Source organism: Staphylococcus nepalensis (assembly GCF_014635045.1).
Taxonomy (GTDB): domain Bacteria; phylum Bacillota; class Bacilli; order Staphylococcales; family Staphylococcaceae; genus Staphylococcus; species Staphylococcus nepalensis.
Map to the genome: position 1 here is coordinate 392,408 of NZ_BMCF01000002.1, position 18,130 is coordinate 410,537.

Annotated in this window: 20 protein-coding genes; 18 read left to right on the forward strand and 2 right to left on the reverse strand. The window is 31.5% G+C overall.

Features of this window, described 5'->3' with window-relative positions:
• The first annotated feature begins 128 nt into the window (after positions 1 to 128).
• Both IEU88_RS05000 and IEU88_RS05005 read left to right on the forward strand, forming a co-directional pair.
• Positions 129 to 3,569, forward strand: coding sequence for a dynamin family protein (locus tag IEU88_RS05000; RefSeq protein ID WP_103372745.1), 3,441 nt, complete (start codon positions 129 to 131; stop codon positions 3,567 to 3,569).
• Positions 3,570 to 3,590: 21 nt separating this feature from the next.
• Positions 3,591 to 4,472 (forward strand): 5'-3' exonuclease, encoded by an 882-nt coding sequence (locus tag IEU88_RS05005; RefSeq protein WP_103372744.1) that lies wholly within the window; start codon positions 3,591 to 3,593, stop codon positions 4,470 to 4,472.
• 321 nt (positions 4,473 to 4,793) lie between these two features.
• Here the strand turns inward: IEU88_RS05005 and IEU88_RS05010 are convergent, their stop codons facing one another.
• Positions 4,794 to 5,213, reverse strand: coding sequence for a ribonuclease HI family protein (locus IEU88_RS05010; RefSeq protein WP_096809698.1), 420 nt, complete (start codon positions 5,211 to 5,213; stop codon positions 4,794 to 4,796).
• A gap of 171 nt (positions 5,214 to 5,384) precedes the next feature.
• Between IEU88_RS05010 and IEU88_RS05015 the strand changes: the two genes are divergently transcribed.
• Entirely contained in the window at positions 5,385 to 5,930 is a 546-nt protein-coding gene (locus tag IEU88_RS05015) for an RBBP9/YdeN family alpha/beta hydrolase (RefSeq protein WP_242692935.1), read from the forward strand.
• A 414-nt stretch (positions 5,931 to 6,344) separates the two neighbouring features.
• Here IEU88_RS05015 and IEU88_RS05020 read toward each other — a convergent pair whose 3' ends face one another.
• A complete protein-coding gene (locus IEU88_RS05020) occupies positions 6,345 to 7,049 on the reverse strand; it encodes a queuosine precursor transporter (protein ID WP_103372743.1) in 705 nt (234 codons plus the stop codon).
• Between the two features lie 251 nt (positions 7,050 to 7,300).
• Here IEU88_RS05020 and IEU88_RS05025 point away from each other — a divergent pair, with 251 nt between their 5' ends.
• The 15 genes from IEU88_RS05025 (at position 7,301) to IEU88_RS05095 (ending at position 17,970) form a co-directional block, all read left to right on the forward strand.
• The gene (locus IEU88_RS05025; RefSeq protein ID WP_096809704.1) at positions 7,301 to 7,495 is read left to right on the forward strand and encodes a zinc-finger domain-containing protein; all 195 of its coding nucleotides are present in this window, start codon (positions 7,301 to 7,303) and stop codon (positions 7,493 to 7,495) included.
• A gap of 15 nt (positions 7,496 to 7,510) precedes the next feature.
• Positions 7,511 to 7,768 (forward strand): NifU N-terminal domain-containing protein, encoded by a 258-nt coding sequence (locus IEU88_RS05030; protein WP_103372742.1) that lies wholly within the window; start codon positions 7,511 to 7,513, stop codon positions 7,766 to 7,768.
• A gap of 18 nt (positions 7,769 to 7,786) precedes the next feature.
• Positions 7,787 to 8,905, forward strand: a complete 1,119-nt coding sequence (locus tag IEU88_RS05035; RefSeq protein ID WP_103372741.1) for a conserved virulence factor C family protein — start codon at positions 7,787 to 7,789, stop codon at positions 8,903 to 8,905.
• A gap of 34 nt (positions 8,906 to 8,939) precedes the next feature.
• Positions 8,940 to 9,377 (forward strand): bacilliredoxin BrxA, encoded by a 438-nt coding sequence (gene brxA, locus IEU88_RS05040; protein ID WP_103372740.1) that lies wholly within the window; start codon positions 8,940 to 8,942, stop codon positions 9,375 to 9,377.
• A gap of 496 nt (positions 9,378 to 9,873) precedes the next feature.
• Positions 9,874 to 10,830, forward strand: a complete 957-nt coding sequence (locus tag IEU88_RS05045; protein ID WP_096809712.1) for a thymidylate synthase — start codon at positions 9,874 to 9,876, stop codon at positions 10,828 to 10,830.
• Positions 10,831 to 10,929: 99 nt separating this feature from the next.
• Complete coding sequence (locus IEU88_RS05050; protein WP_103372739.1) at positions 10,930 to 11,415, forward strand: dihydrofolate reductase; 486 nt, start codon at positions 10,930 to 10,932, stop codon at positions 11,413 to 11,415.
• Between the two features lie 9 nt (positions 11,416 to 11,424).
• Positions 11,425 to 12,264 (forward strand): DegV family protein, encoded by an 840-nt coding sequence (locus IEU88_RS05055; RefSeq protein ID WP_103372738.1) that lies wholly within the window; start codon positions 11,425 to 11,427, stop codon positions 12,262 to 12,264.
• Between the two features lie 127 nt (positions 12,265 to 12,391).
• Positions 12,392 to 12,919, forward strand: a complete 528-nt coding sequence (gene msrA, locus IEU88_RS05060) for a peptide-methionine (S)-S-oxide reductase MsrA (protein ID WP_103372737.1) — start codon at positions 12,392 to 12,394, stop codon at positions 12,917 to 12,919.
• Positions 12,912 to 13,340: a peptide-methionine (R)-S-oxide reductase MsrB gene (msrB, locus tag IEU88_RS05065; protein WP_096809720.1), complete on the forward strand. Its 429-nt coding sequence runs from the start codon at positions 12,912 to 12,914 to the stop codon at positions 13,338 to 13,340. The genes msrA and msrB overlap by 8 nt, the downstream gene beginning before the upstream one ends.
• Before the next feature lie 14 nt (positions 13,341 to 13,354).
• Positions 13,355 to 13,858: a PTS sugar transporter subunit IIA gene (locus IEU88_RS05070; protein WP_103372736.1), complete on the forward strand. Its 504-nt coding sequence runs from the start codon at positions 13,355 to 13,357 to the stop codon at positions 13,856 to 13,858.
• The gene (locus tag IEU88_RS05075; protein ID WP_096809725.1) at positions 13,858 to 14,079 is read left to right on the forward strand and encodes a YozE family protein; all 222 of its coding nucleotides are present in this window, start codon (positions 13,858 to 13,860) and stop codon (positions 14,077 to 14,079) included. Before IEU88_RS05070 ends, IEU88_RS05075 begins: the two co-directional genes overlap by 1 nt.
• 161 nt (positions 14,080 to 14,240) lie before the next feature.
• Positions 14,241 to 15,722, forward strand: coding sequence for a S41 family peptidase (locus IEU88_RS05080; protein ID WP_103372735.1), 1,482 nt, complete (start codon positions 14,241 to 14,243; stop codon positions 15,720 to 15,722).
• A gap of 21 nt (positions 15,723 to 15,743) precedes the next feature.
• Entirely contained in the window at positions 15,744 to 16,253 is a 510-nt protein-coding gene (locus IEU88_RS05085; RefSeq protein ID WP_103372734.1) for a GNAT family N-acetyltransferase, read from the forward strand.
• A 10-nt stretch (positions 16,254 to 16,263) separates the two neighbouring features.
• Positions 16,264 to 17,337: an undecaprenyldiphospho-muramoylpentapeptide beta-N-acetylglucosaminyltransferase gene (murG, locus tag IEU88_RS05090; RefSeq protein ID WP_103372733.1), complete on the forward strand. Its 1,074-nt coding sequence runs from the start codon at positions 16,264 to 16,266 to the stop codon at positions 17,335 to 17,337.
• Positions 17,338 to 17,355: 18 nt separating this feature from the next.
• Entirely contained in the window at positions 17,356 to 17,970 is a 615-nt protein-coding gene (locus IEU88_RS05095) for a phosphatase PAP2 family protein (RefSeq protein WP_103372732.1), read from the forward strand.
• Positions 17,971 to 18,130: the final 160 nt, after the last annotated feature.

Consider the following 18,130-nt stretch of genomic DNA (forward strand, 5'->3'; position numbering starts at 1 on the left):
AATATATTTTCACAGTATGCCAAAGAAATACTAAATACAATCTAATTTCATAAACTTACTTTAGACCCACATTAATTTGTTATACAATAGAAATAATTACATAAAAGTAATAAAGGGGATACAATCTTATGTCTAAAACGAAGCAACTCGATATTTTATATAAATTAAAAAAAGAGGTTGAAAAATCCAAAAATCATAGACTTGTCCATATTATAAACCAAGTTATTAAAAAAGTGTTTTTAGAACAATATACAGCGACTTTCGTAGGGCATTTTTCAGCAGGTAAATCAACATTAATTAATTTATTATTAGAAGAAAGTATACTACCTAGTTCACCTGTACCAACAACTAGTAATACAGCTATTGTTTCAGTAGCTGAAGAACCAGGCATAATCGCAAACTTAACTAATCAGAGGTATACATTATTAAATAGTTATGATGAAGTTAAACAAATGAACCGCGAAAATATAGATGTGGAATCAGTAGAAATTAAATTTCCATCCAAGAAGTTTAACAAAGGGTTTACGCTACAAGATACACCAGGTGTAGATTCGAACGTCACAACGCATCAATCTAGCACTGAAGAATTTATGTATACAAGCAATGTATTGTTCTATACAGTAGACTATAATCATGTCCAATCAGCAATGAATTTCCAATTTATGAAACAACTAAACCACGCAGGTGTTCCTGTCGTTTTTATAATTAACCAAATCGATAAGCATAACGAAGACGAAATACCTTTTGATTTATTTAAAGAAAGAGTTGAAAAATCAATAAACGAATGGGGCATTGATTTAGATCAAACTTTTTATGTTTCTAAATTTGATCATAAACATAACCAAATCCAAACATTGTCAGATTATCTCGTTAAAAAAGATGAAGATAGAGAGCAAATGTCAGATTATGTCAATCGTATTGTTAATTTTATAACAGAAGAACAATTATCATTTATTCAACATGAAATTCAACACATATTAACAGAACTTGATATTTTTGAAGAAGATTTTGACCAAGCATATTTAAATTTTCAACAGCATCAACAAGTTAGCGAAGAAGCCAAATTATTAAATAATCCAGATAAACTATACGACTTCTTGAAACAAAAACGCAAAGCTATCTTGGATAATGCGTATGTAATGACACATGACACTAGAGAAAAGATAAGGACTTATTTGGAAAGCCGCACAAAAGATTTTAAAGTAGGTGGCATATTTAATAAAAAGAAAAAGACTTTAGAAACACAACAAATTAGACGCCAAGTGCTTCTTGAACAATTACAAGAAAAAGTTAATCAAGAAATACGTCAACCTTTAAGAGAAGACATGTCATTTTTAACTAGATTTATCAATGCTTCAAAAGTGAACGACGCGATTTTAAATCAACATTATACTATACCATCTAAACTTATAGATGACTTATATCAAATGCAGATTTCAATTAGTAACCAGTATGTATTAACTTTTTCAGACGACTTAATGAAATCTATTAAACAGTTTATCTCTAAAGAAACGGAACCATTATTTAAAGAAGCAATCCACCATTCTCAAGCCAATGATATCGGTATTGAGCAAGAAGATGATTACAATGATTATGTAAAATTTATTGAAATGCGTAATTTAAGAGACTCCTTAGAAACGCAAAATTATATGCATTACTACATCCATATTGATGATTCATTAGACAAGTTGATAGATAGAGAAAAGATCACCTATCAGCCCAAACCACAGCAATCAGAAACTAAAAAACGTAACAATGTGAAAACGAATGTCGCTTCAAACGATCAACCATCAACACAAGACATTAGATCTTCTTTAAAATTAATTAAGGATATACCACTGTTTGAACAAACAAAAGAAGACATTCATAATACATTGGAACGGCTTGATAATCAAACAGTTAAAATTGGTGTTTTTGGCACGTTTAGCGCTGGAAAAAGCAGTTTAATTAATGCACTTCTGGGAGGGACGTATCTTGTAAGTTCTCCAAACCCTACGACAGCAGCAATGACAGAATTAAGCTATGGTGATGAAAGTCAAATTACACTTAAGCCCGAAGCGCAAATCCTAGAAGAACTAAATCAATTATTTGAAGTTGATAACCGAAGTTTCGACACAATCGAATCATTTTTTAAACAAAATACAAATAAGCTAACATCTTCATTAGAAAAAAATAAATTAGCCTTTATCAACGCCATTGAAAAGCACTATGCAATGTATCAAGATATGTTAAAAGAAGGTCTGACGCACGCAATCAATCAAGATGAAATTAAAAAGTGGAGTGCAGAAGATGAATTCGCAACATTTGTGAATACCGTTCATTTGAAATTACCTTTAGAATGGTTAAAAGACAAAATCATTGTAGATTCACTCGGTTTACATTCTAATAATCAACGTCACACAAACGAAACAGAAAAGATTTTGACTTCTTCTGATTTAATACTTTACGTGAGTTATTTTAATCATTCTTTCACGGAAAATGACAAACGTTTCATTGAACATATGAAAGAAATGAATCAATTAAATGAAAATCAGGCCTTTAAGATGGTGGTAAATGCCACTGATTTAGCAGAAACTGAAGAGGATCTAAACGCTGTTATTGAATACGTAAGTGATGCGCTTAACCAAGTGAATATGCATTCTGATATTTTTGCTGTTTCTAGCCGAGAAGGCCTGAAAAATGGTGATTCAGGTATTGAAAAATTAAAAAGTAGCGTAACATATTTTACAGAAGTGGCATCAAAAGGTATCTTACAACAACAAATGGTCAAACAACTAACACACATTTCAAAAGCATTTGACCAAATGATTGAAGAAGCACAACACAATCAAACTCAAATCAAGCAACGCAAAAGCAAACTTGAAAATTATCAAAATCAAACGATAATGAATTCTAATATCTTACAAATTGCTGAACAACGTGCTGCAAATGAAGTGGAAGATCAAATTTATCATTTAAATGAACGCTTAAAAATACAATTATTGGACGAAGTTAAATCTATTTATAATGGTCAAATGACTCGAAGTAATAATTTTAATGAACAGAAACGTAAATCTACAAAATCATATTTAGATCAAATTCATCAAAGGTTATATCTAGAGCAATCTTTACTCGTTGAACGTGTTAAAAAATATTTTATCCAACAAATACATGAAGAACTTGCCCCTTTAAAACAAAAATTAGCACAGGTACATGTATTTATTGAGCCTGAATTTAATAAATCCAATATCGATTTAGAAAACCCTTATCTAAAAATTGAATTAAGTGAAATGATTTCATCTTTACCTAAAACACTTACGAAAAAAAATATAATACAATCTAAAACACAGAATGAAATCCAAAGAGCAATTACTCAAAATACAATAGAATTACTCAAACCATGTATTGCTGATTTAAGAAAAGGACTCATAGAGATTATAGATATCTTAAACCAAGATATTGAGAAGAAATTCACCCACTACGAAAAAGATATCCATTCACAAATTAAACAACTATTATCATTTGAAATGGACAACACATTAATTCAACAGCTTCAAGAAACCAACCATAAATTAAAAGCACAATTGTAAATTGAGAAAGAGGTACTCACAATGTCTAAAAAAATATTATTAATAGATGGCATGGCTTTATTATTCCGCCACTTTTATGCCACAAGTTTGCATAAACAATTTATGCGTAATTCTTATGGCACTCCTACAAATGGTGTTCAAGGATTTGTTCGCCATGTATTCACAGCAATAAATGAAATTCAACCTTCACATGTAGCTGTATGTTGGGATATGGGAAAATCTACTTTTAGAAATGCTATGTATGATGGTTATAAACAAAATCGCCCAGCACCACCTACAGAACTGATTCCTCAGTTTGATTATGTTAAAGAAATTTCAAAACAATTCGGTTTTGTAAATATCGGGGTTCAAAACTATGAAGCGGATGATGTTATAGGTACATTAACTCATCAATATTCAGATCAAAACCAGATTTATGTAGTTACCGGAGATAAAGATATCCTACAATGCATTAATCCAAATGTAGAAATATGGCTCACTAAAAAAGGATTTAATATTTACAATCGCTACACGCTGGATCGGTTTCAAAGTGAATATGGGTTAAACCCATTGCAACTAATTGATGTCAAAGCATTTATGGGGGATAGTGCTGATGGCTATCCTGGCGTTAAAGGAATTGGAGAAAAAACTGCTATAAAGCTCATTCAAAAACATGGTTCTGTTGAAGCAGTTTTAGATGCACTACACGAATTAACGCCTAGCCAACGTAAAAAAATTGAAGACAATATATATAACTTAAAATTATCAAAGAATTTGGCGAAAATCCATACCGAAGTGCCATTAAATACAAATGAGTTATTAAGTGATATGAAATTTGGTACTGATTTAGCAGAGGTGCTAAATATTTGTAAACAGCACGAACTATACGTATCTGGCAAATATTTATCGACACATTTTAATTAATACAGGTTGAAGTATAGCGTAGTGATCTAATCTTTATTATTACATTTTTGATTCGTCCGACTTAAAAACGGATCCAAGTTAAGAAGTATCGATATAATGATTTGAGTCAATCTCGTGTATATACGATGCTAAAGCAAAAAAATGATATGAACCAAGGATTATATTTACTTACCGTTAATGTATGAAGAAAATGTACAACATTCAAAGCACTCGCGTAAGTATTATTCGTTTTCACAAATAAAAAATAGTCATTTAGAAATGAGTTTATGCGTTTTTATCCAAGCCATTTACTGTCCATATGTGATGGAAGCTGAGACATGTTTATTTATGTCTCAGCTTCTTCTTATTAGTTTGGGTGATTTTATATAATGCATTTTTAGCATGATGATTTGCTTCTTTATTTTGGTTTCTTGGAACCCATCTCACAAACAACAAATCAAAATTTGTTTCTAATGCTTGAATTTGGTCAAAATAGTGCTTGAATTTTTTGTTTTTTACTTGTCCTTTGTTCATACTATCTTCTATTAATTTTGAATCTGTATAGACAAGCGCTGTAGTAATATAATGTGCTTTTGCGCATTTTAATGCATATACGAAAGATGCCCATTCCGCACTATGGTTATCTGTTATACCTAAATCAAAATCAAAATGAATTCTTTCGTGTTCAGTAACCAATACTACTGCGCATGCACTTTGTCCAGGATTTCCTGCAGTAGCTGCGTCAAAATATATTTTTGCCATAAATTCACCTTCAAATATAAAAGTTAATTTTATATTAACAAACGAATACGATTTAGACTAATAAAGGGCGGGTATTTTTCTTGAAAAAATAGATTAAAATAACGTAAGCTATGAGAGTTAACAAATATATACATAGCTAAATAACTTAAAAAGGTGATTAAAGTGAAAAATATGTTTATTGTACATGGTTATCAAGCTAATACAGAAAGCCATTGGTTTCAATGGTTAGCGGATCAAATGAAGCCCTATGGTTACAATGTGGAAATCGTATATCTTCCAGATTCAGATTGTCCTTCTTTTGAGGCGTGGTACCAGGCTATTCAAAACAGTATGCAAAATAATTTAAATTCAGAAACGATTATAGTGGCTCATAGTTTAGGTGTTATTTCAACGTTAAATTATTTAACTTCTATGCTTAACGTCCCAACAATCAAAGGGCTTTTTCTCGTTTCTGGTTTTAATGAAAAATTATCGAATTTAATAGAATTAAATCAATATATAGATTGCATCAATATTAATTTAAATAACTTGCATGCACAACATATTGTTACTATCGGCGCAATAAATGACCCTGTGGTTAATATCGATGCAACAGATAGATTATCTGAACAATTAAATGTCAAAACGACTTATGTCAATCATAATGGCCATTTTTTAGCTACAGAAGGTTATAACTCTTTTAATTTCTTAAAAGATAAAATTATCGAAATTTTATAACTCTATTAAATATGAAAACTGAGCCGTCAAACCATAAGTCTTTGTTTCAAGATCTGAAGATGGCAAATGTGTATCTACGTATAAATTTTTTAAATATCCTTTTTATCCATCAGGCACCTAGTTATTCAATTTATTTGATTGTGATTTTATTACAAGGAAGTGTCTTATTTTTTATCTATATTTATATAATCATACTGCTTTCGTAATAAACCTATACCCAATGAAAAGTATGAATGAGATATTTTCGCTCGAATGGTAACCATAAACAAGCATATAAATACAAAATCTGAAGATTTTAAGTATAAAACGCATTTCCATTAAAATGGAAATGCGTTTTATACTGCATATTGACGTATGAATATTTGTGGCTGTGGTTTGTTTTATTGATTATCTTTAAGAAATGATATTGAGTGATTAATAACCCTCATCTAATTTTTGTATTTTTCCTTTTCTATACATAGATTTTGCCCAGTAGCCAAAAGGAACGTTGAATACGGTAGAAATGATTTTTAGTAAGTAAGTTGTTATAAAGATTTCAAATACTGCTTCATTTGGCATTGCGCCGAAAAAGGCTATAATAACAAATAATGCTGTATCTACAATATTACTTAAAATCGTACTACCATAGGCTCTTATAATAAACGTTTTGTCAGAACTAAAAACCTTTTTAATTAGTGAAAATAGTAAAACATCCAAATGCTGACCAATAATATACGCAATAACAGAGCCTAAAGCAATTCTTGGAACAATATTAAAAATGGATTCTAATGCATTTTGTGTATTATCTACTGGGGAAGGTACAAAATGAAGTGAAAATTGCATTACTATAATCATTACTAAGGTTGAACTAAAACCTAACCAAACTGCACGTTTAGCAATTTTACGACCATATATATCATTTAAAATATCAGTTGCTAAATAAATTGAAGCAAACATCACATTTCCTAGTGTGGCCGAAATAGTAAAAATATCGATTGTTTTAATAACTTGAATATTGGCAATAATTGTTCCAATTGCAATCCATGCAATTAAGCCATGTTTACCAAATAATCGATACATAGCCACCAATAACAAAAAAGTTACTAAAAAGGTAATAACTCCAAATATTTCATTAAACAATTTTATTCCTCCTAAATTTTGATGATGCGGGTGTTTAGAAACCGCAAAATAAGCAACTACATTATTTTACTAGAAAAAACAAAAAAATCAAGTTCTATTTATAATTGAATATTTAACGTTTTATTAATAGTTAGAATTACAAATTAATGATTAAACAATCGTTGTTACAAATGATATAATGTCAGCAAGTCTCAAATCTTAATTTTATGATTTATTTGGTACTTATATTTCATTTTTAGCAATACAGGAGAGTGAAGCGTATTCTAACCTATTCTGAAAAAGAGGCGATTGATGCAATTGATCAATTGATGAACACATATTGTAAAACGTGCTTGTTAAAACGTCATATCAAAAATACAAAAGGTAAGACACAAGCACATCATTTCTGTATAAATGAATGTTCTGTTGGAAAACAAATAAAACAAATTGGTAATGAATTACAATAAGGAGGAGAATCTATAATGGAAATTTTAAATGTAGCAACTACACCAAATCCAAACACAATGAAAATCGATTTAAAGTTAGAAAGCGGGGACAATAAACCAAATACGTATACTAAGGTGAAAGAAGATCAACCTGATTTTATCAATGCAGTACTAGAAGTAGAAGGTGTTAAGTCGATATTTCAAGCGATGAATTTTATTTCTGTAGATAAACAATCAGATGCTGAGTGGGATCAAATCCTACCTAATATCACAACAGCACTAGAAGAAATATAAGATAGGGAGGGCGCCTTAATGGAAATTGTACGTGTGGAACCTACGCCAAGCCCCAATACGATGAAAATTGTATTGACTAAAAAAAGGGAAGACAACCAATCTAATACTTATACATCAATTAATGAAGGGCAACCTGATTTTATCAATGATGTATTAGCGATTGATGGTGTTAAATCTATATTTCATGTAATGGATTTTTTAGCAGTCGATAAAAAACCAAAATTCGATTGGGAAGAAGTATTACCTAAAGTAACAGCAACTTTAAATGACGAAGAAACCACCTCTGCTGAGCAGCTTCCAGATGAACATTTTGGTGAGATAAAGGCAGAAGTATTAAAATTCAAAGGTATTCCATATCAGATTAAACTAACAACAAGTTCAGAAGAAAAACGCAAACAATTGCCTGAAATTTATGTTGATAGCATGTTAGCTGCCCAAAAAGATAATGACAACGTGGTATTTCAACGTAAATGGGAAGATTTAGGCATACGGTACGGCGAAATGGATGAAGTTTTAGAAGATGTGTTAGAGGAAGTTACTGCTATGTATCCTAAAGAGCAATTAAAGCAACGTGTGGATGAAGCTTTAGCAACTGATATAATTATTCCAGAAACAAAATATAAACATGTCTCGTTAGAAGACTATCAAGCAACTGAAAATTGGAAAGAACGCTTAAGAATGTTAAAATCATTCCCAACGCCCACTATCAAAGACTTACCATTGTTAGGCGACGTTGTCAGTGAAGCGCAGAAAACACCTTTAAGACGGGAAGCTGTCATATTGCTTGGAATGATTGAAGATGAAGTTGTGTTGCCTTACTTATATAAAGGGTTACACGATAAAAGCCCTGGCGTAAGAAGAACAGCTGGAGACTGCTTAAGTGATTTAGGTTTTAAACAAGCCTTACCTGAAATGGAAAAAGCGTTAAGCGATCCACATAAAATTGTCAGATGGAGAGCTGCCATGTTTATGTTCGATGAAGCTGGACCTGAACAGTTACCAGCTTTACGTGAACATGCAGATGATTCAGCTTATGAAGTCAAATTACAAATAGAAATGGCAATCACTAGAATTGAAAATGGGGATGAAGCATTAGGCTCTGTTTGGAAACAAATTGCCAATAGAAATAAAGCATAAATTAAAATGTACCCAAAGTATAGGAGTGTTATATATGAATGCATATGAAGCTTATATGAACGAACTTGCTACTCAAATGCGTAGCGAATTAACAGAGCATGATTTTAATAGTTTAGAATCTGCAGATGAAGTAAATGATTTTATGAAAAACGTATCTGAAGATGAAACTACTTTTGTTGTAATTAATTCGACTTGTGGATGTGCTGCTGGTTTAGCGAGGCCTGCAGCAGTAACAGTTGCAGAGCAAAACGATAAAAAGCCTACACATAAAATAACTGTTTTCGCAGGTCAAGATAAAGAAGCAACTGAAGCAATGCGTTCTTTTATACAACAAGCACCATCTAGCCCATCTTATGCGCTGTTTAAAGGAGAAGAATTAAAACACTTTATCCCGCGTGAACATATAGAAGGAAGAGATATTCAAGATATTTGCATGGATATTAAAGATGCATTTGATGATTATTGCGATTAATCATCAACCTATCAAATCATTTTATACGTAGTTACTTAAACGAGGCTGGGGCATAAATAATGTCTCAGCCTCAAATAGCATATAGAGAACGCAAAGCTAGCATAAAATATAAAGCGCTGCGCTAAAGCATTACTTTTTCTTTTATGTTATTTATAAAAATATGTAGTCCTTACGTGCGTGTTCTAACACTTATATTCCTTCTTCTTAAGTTAATGATACTTATGTATAGAGCCTTGAATTATGTTGTTCTCTATGAAAAAGAATCAGCACCTTAAATCTTGTATGCTTTTTATGAACCATCTTTGCTTAGTGAGATAACAAAAACCATTAAAACGGTAATTTCGTTCTCGACTCTGCTTAATCACTTACATACATTCATTTTATTTAAACTTGTATATTATTTTTTACACTATCAAAGGTTATCTCTTTAAATTATCCGCATTTTAAAATATGATTAAACCTAAATAACATTACTATTGAAAGGAGTGTGGGAGTCATGTTAAATACATTTGACCAAGCATACCACAATCTTTGTACGGAGATATTAGAAATTGGCAAACAAAAAGATGACCGCACAAATACAGGTACTATTTCCAAATTTGGACATCAATTGAGATTTGATTTATCAAAAGGATTTCCCTTATTAACGACTAAGAAAGTATCTTTTAAATTGATTGCTACTGAACTACTTTGGTTTATTAAAGGCGATACAAATATCAAATATTTACTTCAATATAATAATAATATATGGAATGAATGGGCGTTTGAAAATTATATAAAATCGGACGAATATACAGGACCTGATATGGCAAATTTCGGTCACAGAGCTCAAACAGATGATGCATTTAAAGAAGTATACCAAGAAGAAATGCGTAAATTTAAAGCATTAATCTTAAACAATCCTGATTTTGCAACAAAATATGGCGATTTAGGTAATGTTTATGGTAAACAATGGCGAGATTGGGAAGATAAAAATGGTAACCATTTTGACCAATTAAAAACAATAATTGAGCAAATTAAAAAAAATCCCAATTCAAGACGCCATATTATTTCTGCTTGGAATCCTACAGAAATAGATACAATGGCTTTACCACCTTGTCATACAATGTTCCAATTCTATGTCCAAGACGGTAAATTAAGTTGTCAACTATACCAAAGAAGTGCAGATATCTTTTTAGGTGTACCATTTAATATCGCAAGCTATAGTTTATTAACTCATCTAGTCGCTAAAGAATGTGGTTTAGAAGTTGGGGAATTTATCCACACATTTGGTGACGCGCATATTTACTCAAATCATATTGATGCGATTGAAACACAATTATCTAGAAATAGCTTCGAACCACCACAACTTAAAATTAATTCAAATGCTTCTATATTTGAAATTAATTATGAAGATTTAGAAATAGTTAATTATCAATCTCATCCTGCAATTAAAGCGCCAATCGCTGTATAAATTTGGCCACTGTTTAATTTTAGCTTTAGCTAATCTATAATATTTAAGTAAGTATAATATCAGATAAACGAGATCATACTCACTATTAGGAGGATCATTATGACACTTTCAATACTTGTTGCTCATGATCAGCAACGCGTTATCGGCGTGAACAATCAATTGCCATGGTATCTACCAAATGACTTAAAACATGTTAAAGAACTTTCAACTGGCAATACGCTTGTTATGGGGCGTGCAACATTTGACTCTATAGGAAAACCTCTCCCTAATAGAAAAAATGTAGTTCTAACAAGAAATAAATCATTTAAACACGATGGTGTGGATGTTATTCATTCTATTGACGAAATCTATGAATTGCCTGGACATGTCTTCATTTTTGGGGGTCAAACATTATTCGAAGAAATGATTGATAAAGTAGATGATATGTATATTACGGTAATAGAAGATAAATATAACGGGGACACTTTCTTTCCACCTTATACTTTTGAAGATTGGGAAGTTGAATCTTCTATTACAGGAAAGCTAGATGAAAAAAATACGATTCCGCATACATTTTTACATTTAGTTCGTAAAGAAACGGCATAGGAGGATAAGATAATGAAAACAAAAATTGTGACTGATTCAACATCAGATTTATCACATATTTATTTAAAAGATAATGAAATACACGTCATCCCGCTTAATTTAACCATTGACGGTGACACTTTTGTAGATCAAGTAGATATTTCCTCTGAAGCATTTATTCAAAAAATAGAAAATGATGCCGACGTTAAAACAAGTCAACCTGCAATCGGTAAATTCATTGAACTATATGATGAATTAGGTAAAGATGGTTCTGCAATCATTAGTATTCACATGACTTCAGGATTAAGTGGCACGTATCAAACAGCATTACAAGCAAGCCAAATGACCGATAGTAAAGTAACAGTGATTGATTCAAAATCTATTTCATTTGGACTCGGTTACCAAGTTCAACATGTTGTAGATTGGAATAATCAAGGGTTTTCATCAGAAGAAATTGAATCGAAAATTAGTGATTTACAAAAAAATATAAAGTTATACGTTGTGATCGGACAATTAAACCAATTAATTAAAGGCGGTAGAATTAGTAAAACTAAAGGATTAATTGGAAATATGATGAAAATTAAACCAATTGGCACATTAATTGATGGTAATATTGAATTAATTCATAACTCACGTACTCAAAATGGCAGCATTCAATTTTTGAAAAAGGAAATTAGTGCTTTTATCGGGGACAAGAAAATTAAATCCATTGGTATTGCACATGCTAATATTATAGAATTTGTCGATAAAATTAAAAAGCATTTTTCTGAAGAATTTAATTTTTCTCAATTTGATACGAACGTCACGACTCCTATTATATCCACACATACTGGCCAAGGTGCGATAGGCTTAGTTGTATTAAAATCATAAATTCATATATAATAGTATCAAAATAAATTATTTATTTTGATGCTTTTTAAACCTTTAAAACAATTTAATGGCGTATCCCTTAAAATAATGATAACTTTATGACAAGATAGTAAAAAGGAGGTATATCATGGCATATGCAACATTAGCTGGAGGATGTTTCTGGTGTTTGGTAAAACCATTCACTTCTTATCCGGGTATAGAAAATGTTGTTTCAGGTTATAGTGGTGGACATGTCGAAAATCCTACTTATGAAAGTGTGAGCACCGGACAAACCGGACACGTTGAGGCAGTACAAATCACGTATAATCCTGAAATTACTTCCTTCGAAAACATTTTAGATGTTTACTTTAAAACATTTGACCCAACGGATAATGGCGGCCAATTCTTTGATAGAGGCGAACATTATCAACCAGCCATTTTTTATCATAACGAAGACCAAAAAAAAGCTGCAGAAGCAAAAATTCAAGATTTAAACGAACAAGCTATATTTAATAATCCTGTTATTACGCCCGTAAAACCATATAAAAATTTCTATCCAGCTGAATCATATCATCAAGACTATTATAAAAAGAATCCATTACATTATGAACAATATCAACGAGGTTCTGGCAGAAAAGGCTTTATAGAAAAACACTGGGGGAAACAAAATGATTAAAAAAAATAAAAGCGATTTAACAGAAATGGAATATTTAGTTACTCAAGAAGCGGGAACCGAACCACCTTTTCAAAATGAATATTGGAACCACTTTGAAAAAGGTGTATATGTTGATAAAATTTCTGGGAAACCTCTATTTACCTCAGAAGAAAAATTCGAATCAGATTGTGGTTGGCCTAGTTTCTCTAAAGCTTTAGCTGATGACGAAATTATAGAGCTTGTAGATAAAACATTTGGTATGGTGCGTACAGAAGTAAGATCTGAAGATGCTAACAGTCATTTGGGACACGTTTTCAATGATGGACCAAAAGAAAGTGGCGGTCTAAGATATTGCATTAACTCAGCAGCAGTACAATTTATACCATACGAAAAGTTAGAAGAATTGGGTTATGGAGATTTAATACCACATTTTGAAAAATAAGGAGCGAACAAGACATGTTTAAAAAATTATTTGGTAAAGGTAAAGAAGTTAATAAAGAGATTGCTATTTATACACCCATTACTGGTGAATATGTGAAAATAGAAGACATTCCAGACCCTGTTTTCGCACAAAAGATGATGGGAGAAGGCTTTGGTGTCAATCCTACAGAAGGTGAAGTCGTATCTCCAATTAATGGTAAAGTAGATAATATCTTCCCAACTAAACATGCTATTGGGTTACAAGCTGATAACGGGCTTGAATTGCTCGTACACGTAGGTTTAGATACTGTACAGCTTGACGGTGAAGGTTTTGAGGTACTAGTTGAAAGTGGTGACACTGTTAATATCGGAGATCCGTTATTACGTTTTGATTTAAATTATATTAAAGAAAATGCTAAATCAGTTATTTCTCCTATCATTATTACAAATTCAGACAACACATCTGCAATTGCCGTTGCAGAAGATTTAAATTCAGTATCAAAAGGCGAAACTAAAATAGTTGATGTGACAATGAATTAATGAAAGATCATTCATTTTATCAATTTGCATTAACCGCACGTGGTAGAAAAGATGAAAAAGGCGAATTAGCAGAAGAAATATTTGATGATTTGTCTTTTCCAAGACAAGAAAAAGATTTTCACATATTATCAGATTATATTGAAATGCAAGGAAACTATACTGTTTCAATGTCTGTATTTGATAGTTTGTATGAAGAGTATACTGAATGGTTAAAATTTTAATTTTAGTTTATATTTGAGAGTATATATCAAAGTGTATTAAAATAATAAAGTATCATAGAGAGTGCTGGGGTTAATCTTTAATGATTCAATCCCAGCTACTTTTATTTCCAACTAAATGAAATTTTGATATGAATTATACATACGCATTAGGAAGTGATTAAATGTCGGAACGTTCAGACATCCAAAATGAAAATAATAAAGCGCCCGGTAACGAAGAGACAAACACACAATACTTACCAAAAAGAATGAATTTCAAACGTAAACACTTTATCTTAATATTAATAAGCACGATACTTATCACAGTAGTCATAACTGTGTTTGCAACTATAGGTATTAGTCATTGGGCTAGCGGTCTTGATGGAAATCAAAGAACAGAAATGAAAAAAGTTGAAGAAGTTTATAAAATTTTAAATAATGAATATTATAAGAATACCGATTCAGAAAAGCTATCTGAAGCAGCAATTAAAGGTATGGTTAAAGACTTAGACGATCCATACTCAGAGTTTATGACCAAAAAAGAGACTAAATCATTTAATGAGGACGTTTCAGGTGATTTTGTAGGGATTGGTGCAGAAATGCAAAAAAAAGGCGATACCATACAAATTACAAGTCCAATAAAAGATTCTCCTGCTGATAAAGCAGGCATTCAACCAAAGGATACCGTGACTAAAGTAGATGGCAAATCTATTAAAGGCCAGCCTTTAGAAGCTATCGTCAAAAAAGTGCGTGGTAAACAAGGTACGGAAGTAACCCTTACAATCGAAAGAGAGGGTCAAGCACATGAAATTTCAATTAAAAGAGATAAAATACATGTTAAAAGCGTAGAATACGAAAAACAAGGCAATGTAGGTGTATTTACAATAAATAAATTCCAAAATAGTACATCTGGTGAATTAAAATCTTTAATTATCAAAGCACATAAAGATGGCATACGTAAAATTGTTTTAGATTTACGTAATAATCCAGGTGGTTTACTTGATGAAGCTGTGAAAATGGTCAACATTTTTGTAGATAAAGGTAAAACTGCAGTACAACTTGAAAAAGGCGACCATAAAGAACAAATTAAAACTTCAAATGATGCTTCAAAAGAAGCTAAAGACATGGATGTTTCTATTTTAGTAAATAAAGGCTCCGCTAGTGCTTCAGAAGTGTTTACAGGTGCTATGAGAGATTATGACAAAGCAAAAGTATACGGTTCAAAAACGTTTGGCAAAGGGATTGTACAAACTACACATGAATTTAATGATGGTTCCCTGTTGAAATTTACTAATATGAAGTGGCTGACACCTAAATCTCATTACATTCATGGTAAAGGAATCAAACCTGATGTAAAAATTGATGAACCTGAATATCAATCATTAAATGTTATTCCGAATACTAAGACATATCAATTGGATGATCAAGACAAGCATATTAAAACGATAAAAGTAGGGCTTTCAGCTTTAGGTTACCAAACAAATAATAAATCTCAAACTTTTGATGAAAATTTAGCAGATGCTATTAAAACATTCCAAAAAGATAATCGACTAACAGTGAATGGAAAATTTGATAAACAGACAAATAATAAATTCACTCAAGCTTTAGTTGACAAAGCGAATAAAGAAGATACCGTGTTACAAACTTTACTAAAAAAATTAAAATAACATCAAAGAGGTGTAAATTTTATGATTAGACTTGGTACAAAAGCAGACTTACCAGCAATTTTAAACATTGTTAACGAAGCAAAAGCAATCATGAGACAAGATGGCAATCATCAGTGGGATGAACAATATCCCTTAGAAACACATTTCGAAGAAGATATTAAAAAAAAATCACTCTTTGTGCTTGAAGCAAATTCGACTATTTTTGCATTTATAGTTGTCGACCAACAGCAACCTGAATGGTATGATGAACTAGCGTGGCCAATTGATAGAAATAGCGCGTATGTTATTCACAGATTAGCGGCTTCTTCAAAGTTAAAAGGTGCTGCAACAAAGTTATTTAATTATGCAGTTAATCTTGCACTAAATAACGATATTCATGTAATATTAACAGATACTTTTGCATTAAATAAACGCGCACAAGGTTTATTCAAAAAATTTGACTTTACCAAAGTAGGTGAAGTCAATATTGATTACCCTCCTTTTGATAAAGGAGAACCATTCTATGCCTATTATAAAAATTTAGAAGAATAGAGGTAATATTATGACAAAAATCGCATTCACCGGCGGCGGCACTGTTGGACATGTTTCAGTAAATCTAAGCTTGATACCAACAGCTTTAGAAGAAGGTCATGAAGCTTTTTATATCGGGTCCAAAAAAGGTATGGAGCGTGAAATGATTGAGTCTCAATTACCACAAATAAAATATCATACAATCTCGAGTGGTAAATTAAGACGGTATATCTCTTTTGAAAATATAAAAGATATTTTTAAAGTATTAAAAGGTATTTTCGATGCGCGCCGTATTTTAAAAAAAGAAAAACCTGATTTATTATTTTCAAAAGGTGGTTTCGTATCTGTACCAGTAGTTATTGCCGCTAAATCCTTAAAAATACCAACAATTATCCATGAGTCTGATTTAACACCTGGACTAGCCAATAAAATCGCGCTCAAATTTGCTCAAAAGATTTATACAACATTTGAAGATACATTACAATACCTTCCAAAAGACAAAGCAGATTTTGTTGGTGCAACAGTCCGAGAAGATTTAAAATCTGGCGATAAAAATAGAGGGTACCAACTTACAGAATTTAAAGATGATAAAAAAGTGTTGTTAATCATGGGAGGCAGTCTCGGTAGTAAAAAGCTAAATGAGATTATTAGAGATAATTTGGATGCACTACAAAAAGATTACCAGGTTATCCATTTAACTGGTAAAGGGTTATTAGACCAAAATTTGGTAAATAAACCAGGTTACGTTCAATTTGAATTTGTTAAAGATGATTTAACAGACTTACTAGCCATTACAGATACTGTTATTAGTCGTGCTGGTTCTAACGCTATTTATGAATTTTTAGCACTTAGAATCCCTATGCTATTAATTCCTTTAGGCCTTGATCAATCTCGTGGAGATCAGATTGATAACGCGAAAAATTTCGCGTCTAAAGGCTTTGGTAGAACCATTCCAGAAGACACATTAACTGAATATCAACTGATAAATCAGTTAAATGACATTGAAAATAACCGTGATTCAATTATAACTCAAATGCAAACATATAAAGAAAGTTTTACACGTCAAGATTTATTTCATAAAATTATTAAAGATGCAACAAAATGATGAAAGGGAGGTTTTGCAATGAGTCGTTGGAAAAGAATAAGCTTACTTATCATTTTCACCTTAATATTTGGTATCATTGCATCCTTTCATGAATCTAGATTAGGAAAATGGATAGATAATGAAGTCTATGAATTTATATATGCTTCAGAAAGTTTTATCACAACTACTTTTTTTCTAGGAGTAACTAAAATAGGTGAAGTATGGGCGATGGTTTGTTTATCACTTCTATTAATTGCTTATTTAATGCTCAAAAAACTAAACATTGAAGCATTGTTTTTTGCAATTGCTATGAGTTTATCAAGCACATTAAACCCTTTGTTAAAAAATATATTTGATAGAGAACGCCCTACACTCTTACGTCTGATAGATATTTCAGGTTTTAGTTTTCCAAGTGGGCATGCTATGGGTTCTGCAGCGTTCTTTGGTAGCACAATATACATCGCTAATCGTGTCCTGAAAGGAAAAACAAAGGGTGTCATGATAGGTCTTTCAGCGTTATTTATACTCTTGATATCATCATCAAGAGTATATCTAGGCGTTCATTACCCTACAGATATTATTGCTGGTATTATCGGAGGCACTTTTTGTGTGGTATTATCCACGTTGATCCTAAGACATAACTTAAAAATATAAGCATTTATATGCACCCAACTAGAAAACGACATGCGTTTATCATCAATTAAAACGCAATAAAAAATAAGCTAGACGTGAAACCGTCTAGCTTATTTCTATTGTGTCAAAAATTATTACAAAAACCGATTTTACACTGTAAAACCGGTCTTTATATATACGT

Bases quoted from the DNA above. Each gene is read 5' to 3' on its own strand.
- IEU88_RS05075 (WP_096809725.1), top strand. From the start codon at position 13,858: ATGAAAGATCATTCATTTTATCAATTTGCATTAACCGCACGTGGTAGA.
- IEU88_RS05005 (WP_103372744.1), top strand. From the start codon at position 3,591: ATGTCTAAAAAAATATTATTAATAGATGGCATGGCTTTATTATTCCGC.
- murG (WP_103372733.1), top strand. From the start codon at position 16,264: ATGACAAAAATCGCATTCACCGGCGGCGGCACTGTTGGACATGTTTCA.
- IEU88_RS05015 (WP_242692935.1), top strand. From the start codon at position 5,385: ATGTTTATTGTACATGGTTATCAAGCTAATACAGAAAGCCATTGGTTT.
- IEU88_RS05030 (WP_103372742.1), top strand. From the start codon at position 7,511: ATGGAAATTTTAAATGTAGCAACTACACCAAATCCAAACACAATGAAA.
- IEU88_RS05080 (WP_103372735.1), top strand. From the start codon at position 14,241: ATGTCGGAACGTTCAGACATCCAAAATGAAAATAATAAAGCGCCCGGT.
- IEU88_RS05085 (WP_103372734.1), top strand. From the start codon at position 15,744: ATGATTAGACTTGGTACAAAAGCAGACTTACCAGCAATTTTAAACATT.
- brxA (WP_103372740.1), top strand. From the start codon at position 8,940: ATGAATGCATATGAAGCTTATATGAACGAACTTGCTACTCAAATGCGT.
- IEU88_RS05045 (WP_096809712.1), top strand. From the start codon at position 9,874: ATGTTAAATACATTTGACCAAGCATACCACAATCTTTGTACGGAGATA.
- msrA (WP_103372737.1), top strand. From the start codon at position 12,392: ATGGCATATGCAACATTAGCTGGAGGATGTTTCTGGTGTTTGGTAAAA.
- IEU88_RS05035 (WP_103372741.1), top strand. From the start codon at position 7,787: ATGGAAATTGTACGTGTGGAACCTACGCCAAGCCCCAATACGATGAAA.
- IEU88_RS05095 (WP_103372732.1), top strand. From the start codon at position 17,356: ATGAGTCGTTGGAAAAGAATAAGCTTACTTATCATTTTCACCTTAATA.
- IEU88_RS05010 (WP_096809698.1), bottom strand. From the start codon at position 5,213: ATGGCAAAAATATATTTTGACGCAGCTACTGCAGGAAATCCTGGACAA.
- IEU88_RS05070 (WP_103372736.1), top strand. From the start codon at position 13,355: ATGTTTAAAAAATTATTTGGTAAAGGTAAAGAAGTTAATAAAGAGATT.
- msrB (WP_096809720.1), top strand. From the start codon at position 12,912: ATGATTAAAAAAAATAAAAGCGATTTAACAGAAATGGAATATTTAGTT.
- IEU88_RS05050 (WP_103372739.1), top strand. From the start codon at position 10,930: ATGACACTTTCAATACTTGTTGCTCATGATCAGCAACGCGTTATCGGC.
- IEU88_RS05000 (WP_103372745.1), top strand. From the start codon at position 129: ATGTCTAAAACGAAGCAACTCGATATTTTATATAAATTAAAAAAAGAG.